The organism is Acidovorax sp., assembly GCF_046339755.1.
Lineage (GTDB): Bacteria > Pseudomonadota > Gammaproteobacteria > Burkholderiales > Burkholderiaceae_C > Acidovorax.
This window is the reverse complement of sequence record NZ_JBKDTZ010000145.1, coordinates 75,703-83,550: the sequence shown is the minus strand read 5'-3', so window position 1 is coordinate 83,550 and position 7,848 is coordinate 75,703. Positions and strand designations below refer to the sequence as shown.

The window sequence follows — 7,848 nt, the reverse complement described above, 5'->3', positions numbered from 1 at the left end:
GCGAGCGCGTGGTGCGTGTCAGCAACCGGGTGCCCAGCTCTTTCTCCAGCCGGGCCAGATTCTGGCTGGCCGCTGCCGCCGTGATGCCCAACTGGCGCGCCGCCGCCGCAATGCTGCCGCCTTCGACGACCCGGACAAAGGTTTCGATACCGCGCAGGTTGGACATGGCCTTGCTTATGAATAGTTCAGTTGATTCATAAGTTGAGATTAGCACTGAAAGTGCCTGCGCTGGCCTACCGCCCGATGGCGGCGGCTCCTAAAGTAGCGCCATTCTTCGTTACCGGCCGCCTATTCACCGATGTCCCAGCCCGTCCCCCAGACCACCCCCGTACGCCCGCCCTTCTGGAAGCTCCCCCAGCGCTTCATGCCCGTGGTGTTCGCCTTCTACATGGCGGGCATCATGGCCTTTCTGATGTGCGCGGTGATCGTGGGCGCGGGCACCGGCCTGGCCAGCGGCTACCTGGGGCGGGTGCTCAGCGCCTATGCGCTGGCCATGCCGGTGGCCTTTGTCTGCGTGCTTTTCGTGCGGCCGGTGGTGCTGCGGCTGACCCTGGCGACGCTGAGGGCGTGAGCAGTCCTCAGGTCCAGAGTCGTCAGCGTTAGCCGATCAGCGGCAGCGGCGCCTCGGGGTGCACCAGCCCCGCAGCCCGCAGCTCGCGCCAGAAGTCCGCCGGCACCGCCAGCTGCAGCGCGGCGCGGTCCTCTGCAATGCGCCCGGGTTGGCTGGCACCGGGGATCACCGCCGCCACGGCCGGGTGGGCCAGCGCGAACTGCAGGCCTGCGGCCTTCATGCTCACACCATGCCGGTCCGCAATCGCCTTGATGGCAGCCACCTTGGCCAGGATGGCGGGCGTGGCCGGGGCGTACTCAAAGTTGGGCCCGCCGACCAGCGCACCCGAACTGTAGGGGCCACCCACCACGATGGACAGGCCGCGCTCGGCCACCTTGGGCATCACGCGCTGCAGCGCGCGGCTGTGGTCCAGCAGGGTGTAGCGGCCCGCCAGCAAAAAACCGTCCGGCCGCGGGCCCTGCAGGTCCAGCAGCAGCTCAATGGGCTCGACCCGGTTCACGCCCAGGCCCCAGGCCTTGATGACCCCTTCGTCGCGCAAGCGGTCCAGGGCCTTGAAAGCGCCCTTGCGCGCGGTCTCGAACACGCTGAGCCAATCGTCGCCATAGAAGTCCTGCGCCACATCGTGCACCCAGGCAATCTCGATGTGGTCTGTCTTCAGGCGCTTCAGGCTGTCCTCGATGGAGCGCAGGGTCGCGTCCTCGGAATAGTCATTGACGATGCGGTTCGGCCGGCCATGCCGGAACACGTCGCCCTTCTCGCCAAGGTCGCGCGCGGATACGTCCTCCACCTCGTCCAGCACCAGGCGGCCCACCTTGGTACTGATGACATAGTCGCTGCGCGGCCGCCCGGCCAGCGCCTCGCCCATGCGGATCTCGGCCAGGCCCGCGCCATAGAAGGGCGCATTGTCGAAGTAGCGGATGCCATCGTTCCAGGCCGCGTCCACGGTGGCGCGGGCCTCGGCCTCGGGGATGGCGCGGAACATATTGCCCAGTGGGGCGGTGCCAAAGCCCAGCGGGCCGGGGAGCAGATCTTTGATGGGGTTGGTTGCCATGGTGTTTCTCCTTCGTTGGGGGCTCAGGCGGCTTGTGCCGTGGTGAACTCGGTGTAGCCTTCAGCGCCGCCGCCAAAGTAACCCGATGCCGGCGCATTGAACAGCGGCAGCCGGTGCTGCAGTCGCTCCACCAGGTCGGGGTTGCCGATGAAGTCGCGGCCAAAGGCCACCATGTCGGCGTGGCCCGACTCCGTGGCCGCCACGGCGCGCTGGCGGTCGTAGCCATTGTTGGCGATGTAGGCGCCACCGTGGCCAAAGGCCGCGCGCAGGGCCTGGTTGTCGAAGCGGCTGGTGCCGTCCTCGGCATGCATCTGCCCCTCCACCACATGCAGGTAAGCCAGGCCCATGGCACCCAGGCGCTGGGCCAGGTACGCATGGGTTTCCATGGGCGTGCTGTCCAGGGGGGTATCGCCGATGGCGGTGGACAGCGGCGACAGGCGCAGGCCCACGCGGTCCGCACCCCAGACGCCGGCCACGGCCTCGGTCACCTCCAGCGTGAGGCGCGCGCGGTTCTCGATGGAGCCGCCGTACTGGTCCTCACGCCGGTTGGTGCTGTCGCGCAGGAACTGCTCCAGCAGGTAGCCGTTGGCGGCATGCACCTCCACGCCATCGAAGCCTGCGGCCTGGGCGCGCAGCGCGGCCTGGCGGTAGTCCTCGACGATGGCAGCGATCTCGTGCAGCTCCAGCGCGCGTGGCATGCTGGGCTCCTCGAAGCCGGCTTCGGTGAACACATTGCCGCCTGCCTGCAGGGCCGAGGGTGCCACGGGCGCGGCACCGTTCTCCTGCAGGCTGCTGTGCGACATGCGGCCCACATGCCACAGCTGCAGCACGATGCGGCCACCGGCCGCGTGCACGGCGTTGGTCACCTGCCTCCAGCCTGCTACCTGGGCATCGGTGTAGATGCCGGGCGTGAAGGCATAGCCGCGCGCCTGGCGCGAGATATTGGTGGCCTCGGCGATCAGCAGGCCGGCCGATGCGCGCTCGGCGTAGTAGCGCGCCGCCAGGGCCGAAGGCACGCCATCCATGCCGGCGCGCGAACGCGTCAACGGGGCCATGGCAATGCGGTTCTTCACCGCGATGGCGCCCACGCGGGTGGGGGTGAACAGGGTTTCGGTGGCGGTAGCGGTGGTGGTCATGGTGGTTCCTTGCAAAGTCGAAAGTGGATGGGTCGGGGCTGGCACAGGACGAAGGATGCGCGCCCTGGTGAAATTCATCCAATTTATTTGCTGGATTCCAGATATACGGTTAAAAGCATATCTATGCGCTATGACCTCAACCTCCTGCCCGTCTTTCTCGCCCTGATGGAAGAGCGCAGCGTCACCCGCGCCGCCGAGCGTCTGGGCACCACGCAGCCCGCGCTGTCCAATGCGCTCACGCGCCTGCGCACCCTGCTGCAAGACCCGCTGTTCGTGCGCGAGCGCTACGGCATGCAGCCCACAGCGCGCGCCCTGGCGCTGGCGCCGCAGATCGCCCAGGCCCTGGGCGTGCTCGATGGCATCGTGCTGGGCCAGCAGGCGTTCGACCCGGCCAGCGCGGACCAACTGGTGACCCTTGCGGCCAACAGCTATATGGAGTTCGCACTGGTGCCCGCCATTGCCGCGCGGCTGCGCGAGCAGGCCCCCGGCATGCGCCTGCGGCTCACGCCCTATGGCACCGACCTGGCCGAGACCGGCGTGGTCTCGGGCACCACGGCCCTGGTGCTGGGCCGCATCGTGGATGCGCCCGACAACCTGGTCGTGCAGCACCTGGGCGACGACGGCCTGGCCTGTATGGTGCGCGCCGGCCACCCCGGGGTCGGCACCCGCCTGACGAAGAAGGTCTACGAACAGCTGCGCCACGTCAACGTGCTGCCACCCGGCCGCCTGCGCGCCGGCCTGTTCCAGGCGCTGGACCGCCAGGGTTTGAAGCGCGAGGTGGCGGTATCGGTCACGCACTTCCTGGCCGTGCCCGAGATCGTGGCCATGACCGACTACTGCACCACGCTGCCCCGGCTCATCTGCCAGCGCCTGGCGCACGACACGCGGCTTCAGGTGCTGCCGGCGCCCGTGGACCTGGGCACCTTTCCGCTGCACATGGGCTGGCACGTGCGCTACCGCGACGATCCCGCGCACCGCTGGCTGCGCACGCTGGTCGCTCAGGTGGCACAGGAGCTGGTGGGAGAGGAGGCTGGCGGCCGGCCTGATGCGGCGGGTGCAGCGGCAAAGCCATCCGCGCCAGTGGCAGCGCGCCTGCGCCCCCGGCGCTGAATGTCCGCGCGGCCTTGCGAGGCCGCGAACCGGTTTTTACTGCGACATGCGCTTGGACAGGAACCGCATCGCAAACGGCAGCAGAATCCCCAGCGTAATCATGATGAAGCGCACCAGCGGCGGCTGGTTGCCCATGGCCCAGTGGCCAAACCAGGCGACGATGAAGACGGTGTACGCATAGGTGCGCACCACCTGCATCACATCGAGCGGCACCTCCTCGATGAACTCGTAGTTGGTGGTGCGCTTGAGAAAGGGCACGCCCTCGCTGCCCAGGTCACGCAGCCGCACGCTGCCCAGGGGGAAGATCGGCGCCACGATCTGGAACCACTTGGTGGTGACGAATGAATCGTCCTGCTCGAACTTGCACTTGCCCAGGTAGGACGTGCCTATGCCGTTGTAGGTATCAGGCATGTTGCACTCCTGGCTTGGTGACCCCATGGCAAAGCCGGCCACAGATGGCGTTGGCGCCTCGGTTCCTCATTGGCATTCCCCTCGTTGGATTTGATTTTGGATGCCGCATTGCGCGGCTGCCGAATCAGCCGGGGTCTGCGGTGGCGGGATGGTGCCATGGGCGCCGTGGGTCCATCAAGCCGGGGCGACAAGCGGAGCCTTGCCGGGCGCGAACGGCTTGCTCATGTACACGGTGTATCCGCCCATGAAAGGCTCTTCGCGGTCCACGGCGAAGCCGTGGTGCAGGTACAAGGCGACGTTCGATGCAAACTGCTTGTTGGTGAAGAGCCTGAGTCCAGTGAGCTGCAGCACCTTTGCCGTCTGTTCGGCCTGCGCGAGGAGGATGCGTGCACAGCCGCGGCCCTGAAAGGCGGGCGCGACCGCCAGGTTCTCGATCAGCAGCCACTGTGGCTCGGGGATCATTTCGATAAGACCGGCGAGCACGCCGTCGACGTGCAGCAAATCGACCCGGTGATCCCTGACAGCGGCCTCGTAGTCTGCCTTCATCGGCAGGGGCTCCCGCCCGATCACCGGCACCCACTTCGCATAGGCGGCACGGGTCAGTAATGCCACCTGCGATGCATCGTCGGCGGTCGCGCGCCTGATTTGAAAGTCCATGGGATGTTTGCCGCTCAGTCTTTGCGCGCTTCGCCCGCCACATGCCACGCAGGCACCGAATCCGCGTGGATGCTGCGCAGCGGCTTCTTCGGCGTGAACGGCGTATTCAGCGTGCCCAGCGAGAATGACATCCACGCCGCCGCATCGCCATGCGCGCTGTGCCAGGTCAGCGGCGAGCCGCAATCCGGGCAGAAGCTGCGCGTGACGCCCGGCGATGACTCGCGGCGCTTCACCAGCTCTGCGCCGCGTGTGAAGGCAAAGCGGTCCACCGGCACATTGCCATAGGACCCGAAGGCCGCGCCATGCGCCTTCTGACACATGCTGCAGTGGCAGTGCGAGGCCGCCTTGATCTCAGCGCGGGCTTCGTAGTGGATGGCGCCGCACAGGCAACGGCCTTGGTACAGCGGGGGTGGATGGTCTTGCGTGCTCATGCAGGCGAGAAAGGTCTTCGTGCGGATGGCCCGATTCTGCCTGCGACGGCATCCGAAAACCCATGGCGATCCCGGTCAGGCTGGTGTGGGGCCGCAGGTCGCGGCTGGTGGTGGCGACTGGCACCGCCATGGCGAAGCAGGTACAGGGCTATCACTCCCTGAAGGGATCCAGCCGGGTTCGCCGGGTCAGCGCGGCTGCTTGCCAGCGCCGATCCATCCCATCACGCCCAGGGCAAGCAGCACCGCCACAAAAGACCATATCGCGATGGCCGGGCCCGAAGGCCCGAACATCTGCGCAAATGCTGAGAACAGCCACGCAGACCTGCCGGTATAAGGCGGCACGATGGGATTCATCCACAGCATCAGACCTGTGGCCGCAGCCATCAGCCACAGGCCAATGGCTGCTTCCCGGCCGTTGATCAGGGACTTGCCGCTGGCGTCGCGCGCAGGCGAGTACTTCATGGAGGGCTCAATCCGTCTCTTCGAACACCAGCGACGGCGTGGACATGATGCGTGCCGTCTGCGACAGGTCTTCCACCAGGCGGTTGGCGAAATAGCTGTTCTGCGTATCGGGCTCCAGCGCGGCCACGGCCAGGTGGGCCAGGGGCTGGTTCAGGGGCACATAGTAGCTGCCGGCGGGCACGTCGATGGCGGCGCGCACGGGGGCCACCTGCACGCGGATGATGTCGCCATCGCCAGCGATGGTGCCCAGCACGTCGCGCCGCTCCGAGACTTCACGCCCGGTCTCGCGGTAGGTGTCGGCCAGCAGCGAGCCGCCTTCGCCGATGCGCAGCACCTGCAGGCCCAGCAGCTTGAGGCGCTCGATCACGGGCGCGGCGCGGTCGGACACCCAGTAGCCGCAGGGGCGCGCGCGCGACTTCAGGGTGCGCAGGTTCAGCGACGAATTCCAGTCCACGCGCACGGGGCGGTCCATGCCGGTCTCGGGGTCGATGAAGACCACCTCGCGCTGCGTGGGCGTGGGGCCGGCCTCGACGACCACGTTGTCGCGGCAGGCCTTGGCCGAGATGTCGCGCACCACGAAGGCGCGCACCTGTTCCAGGTTGGCGGCGCGCTCGGCGGTGGAGCGCAGTGCGCTGGCGATGGCCGTGACCTGGGTGTGCACGCGGCGCTGCATGTGCAGCGGGCCGATGCCCACGCCGCGCGTCTCGATCAAGAGGCTCACGGTGTTCTTCAGGCCGTGCACGTTGCGGCCCGTGTCGGGCTGCGTGCCGCCCATCGACAGGGTGCGGTCGTCCGCGCCCGTGGCATTGGTGTAGTACCACTCGCTGGAGAGGTTCTGGGCCTTGAGCGCCGCCACCATGGGCTGGTGGTACCACTCCTGCGAGGCCTTGGTCAGGAACTCGGGGTAGTTGGCGGTGGTGGTGTACTGCAGCAGCGCGTCGTAGCGCTGCACGGCGTTGAACTTTTCCTTGTAGCGGCCGGCCACGGTGTACTCGTGCGCGTCCACCACCAGGATGGGGCGGTAGTCGCGCACCAGGCGCGCGATGGCCTGGGCCTCGGGCGTCTTGAGCAGCTGGTGGTCGCGGGTCTTGTCGTTGCCGTTGGCCGTGGCGCGCTTGTCGGCCTGGGCGGCATGGGGGTTGGCGCGCGGCACGATGATCACGTTGATGCGTTCGAGCAGGGGCTCGAGCAGGCCCTGGCCGAGTTCGCGGGCGATGACCAGCAGGGCCTCGGCACCCGCCGGCTCGTTGCCGTGCTGCTGGCCGATCAGCACCACGGTGGGGCGCTTGCCGGCATCCAGGGCCGCCGGGTCATTGCCCTGGGCGCGGGTGAGCAGCAGGCCCAGCAGGGGCTCGCCGCGCTGCGAGGTGCCCAGGCGCAGCATGCTGGCGCGCGAGGGGCCGCCGGCCGTGCCCTGGGCCACGGACTGCAGCCATTGCTCCAGCTCCACGTTGGTGGTGAAGGCACGGCGGTCGGGCGCCAGGCCGGGCGTGCTGTAGCGCACCGTGGGCTCGGGGAAACGGGCCATCACGGCCGGGCCATAGGGCGGCGTGGCCAGGGGCTCGTTGCGGCCCACAATGGGCGCTGCGGGCGGCAGGGGGGCGGTGATGACGCCTGTCGGCGCTTGCGGCTGGGGTGCGGGCGCTTGCTGGGCCGAGCCCAGCGGTGCGGGCACCACCTTGCCGGCCTGCGGGCGGGGCAGCGGTGCCGGGGCACTGGGGCGCGGTGCGGCTGCGCCCGGCGAATTCCAGGGCGGCAGCGGCGTGCTGCTGCAGGCCGCCAGCAGCACGGCCACCAGCGCGGCGGCGGCCGTGCGGACCGGCCAGCGGCTGGCGCGGGCGTCGGGTTGCTGGGGCAGGGTGGAGGTGTTGGCTCTGGGCATGGTCATATGGGTCTCGTCGCCCGTGCTCAATCCGGGGCTTGGTCCGGCATCTTACTGGGGGGCTCGTTACGACTTGTGTCAGCCGGCACGCCGTGTTGCAAAGCGGTGCCGGCGCGCCGCGCGCGGCCGCGATGCCC

General features: G+C 68.5%; 10 protein-coding genes. 2 read left to right on the top strand and 8 right to left on the bottom strand.

Annotated features, from left to right (window positions below):
• Nucleotides 1–166: LysR family transcriptional regulator (locus tag ACK59X_RS12255; protein ID WP_409957599.1), on the bottom strand; the 166-nt coding region annotated here is incomplete at its 3' end.
• Between the two features lie 132 nt (nucleotides 167–298).
• Between ACK59X_RS12255 and ACK59X_RS12250 the strand changes: the two genes are divergently transcribed.
• The gene (locus tag ACK59X_RS12250; protein ID WP_409957598.1) at nucleotides 299–571 is read left to right on the top strand and encodes a DUF2798 domain-containing protein; all 273 of its coding nucleotides are present in this window, start codon (nucleotides 299–301) and stop codon (nucleotides 569–571) included.
• Nucleotides 572–599: 28 nt separating this feature from the next.
• Here ACK59X_RS12250 and ACK59X_RS12245 read toward each other — a convergent pair whose 3' ends face one another.
• Together ACK59X_RS12245 and ACK59X_RS12240 are read right to left on the bottom strand one after the other, a co-directional pair.
• On the bottom strand, nucleotides 600–1,622 hold the full coding sequence (locus ACK59X_RS12245; RefSeq protein WP_409957597.1) for an aldo/keto reductase: 1,023 nt from the start codon (nucleotides 1,620–1,622) through the stop codon (nucleotides 600–602).
• A 23-nt stretch (nucleotides 1,623–1,645) separates the two neighbouring features.
• Nucleotides 1,646–2,758 (bottom strand): alkene reductase, encoded by a 1,113-nt coding sequence (locus ACK59X_RS12240; protein ID WP_409957596.1) that lies wholly within the window; start codon nucleotides 2,756–2,758, stop codon nucleotides 1,646–1,648.
• Nucleotides 2,759–2,881: 123 nt separating this feature from the next.
• Between ACK59X_RS12240 and ACK59X_RS12235 the strand changes: the two genes are divergently transcribed.
• The gene (locus tag ACK59X_RS12235) at nucleotides 2,882–3,868 is read left to right on the top strand and encodes a LysR substrate-binding domain-containing protein (RefSeq protein ID WP_409957595.1); all 987 of its coding nucleotides are present in this window, start codon (nucleotides 2,882–2,884) and stop codon (nucleotides 3,866–3,868) included.
• Between the two features lie 36 nt (nucleotides 3,869–3,904).
• Here the strand turns inward: ACK59X_RS12235 and ACK59X_RS12230 are convergent, their stop codons facing one another.
• The 5 genes from ACK59X_RS12230 to ACK59X_RS12210 form a co-directional block, all read right to left on the bottom strand.
• Complete coding sequence (locus ACK59X_RS12230) at nucleotides 3,905–4,279, bottom strand: hypothetical protein (RefSeq protein WP_409957594.1); 375 nt, start codon at nucleotides 4,277–4,279, stop codon at nucleotides 3,905–3,907.
• Nucleotides 4,280–4,453: 174 nt separating this feature from the next.
• A complete protein-coding gene (locus tag ACK59X_RS12225) occupies nucleotides 4,454–4,936 on the bottom strand; it encodes a GNAT family N-acetyltransferase (RefSeq protein WP_409957593.1) in 483 nt (160 codons plus the stop codon).
• Between the two features lie 14 nt (nucleotides 4,937–4,950).
• Entirely contained in the window at nucleotides 4,951–5,367 is a 417-nt protein-coding gene (locus tag ACK59X_RS12220) for a GFA family protein (protein ID WP_409957592.1), read from the bottom strand.
• Nucleotides 5,368–5,553: 186 nt separating this feature from the next.
• On the bottom strand, nucleotides 5,554–5,829 hold the full coding sequence (locus tag ACK59X_RS12215; RefSeq protein ID WP_409957591.1) for a hypothetical protein: 276 nt from the start codon (nucleotides 5,827–5,829) through the stop codon (nucleotides 5,554–5,556).
• A gap of 7 nt (nucleotides 5,830–5,836) precedes the next feature.
• Entirely contained in the window at nucleotides 5,837–7,717 is a 1,881-nt protein-coding gene (locus ACK59X_RS12210; RefSeq protein ID WP_409957590.1) for a M14 family metallopeptidase, read from the bottom strand.
• Between the last annotated feature and the right edge of the window lie 131 nt (nucleotides 7,718–7,848).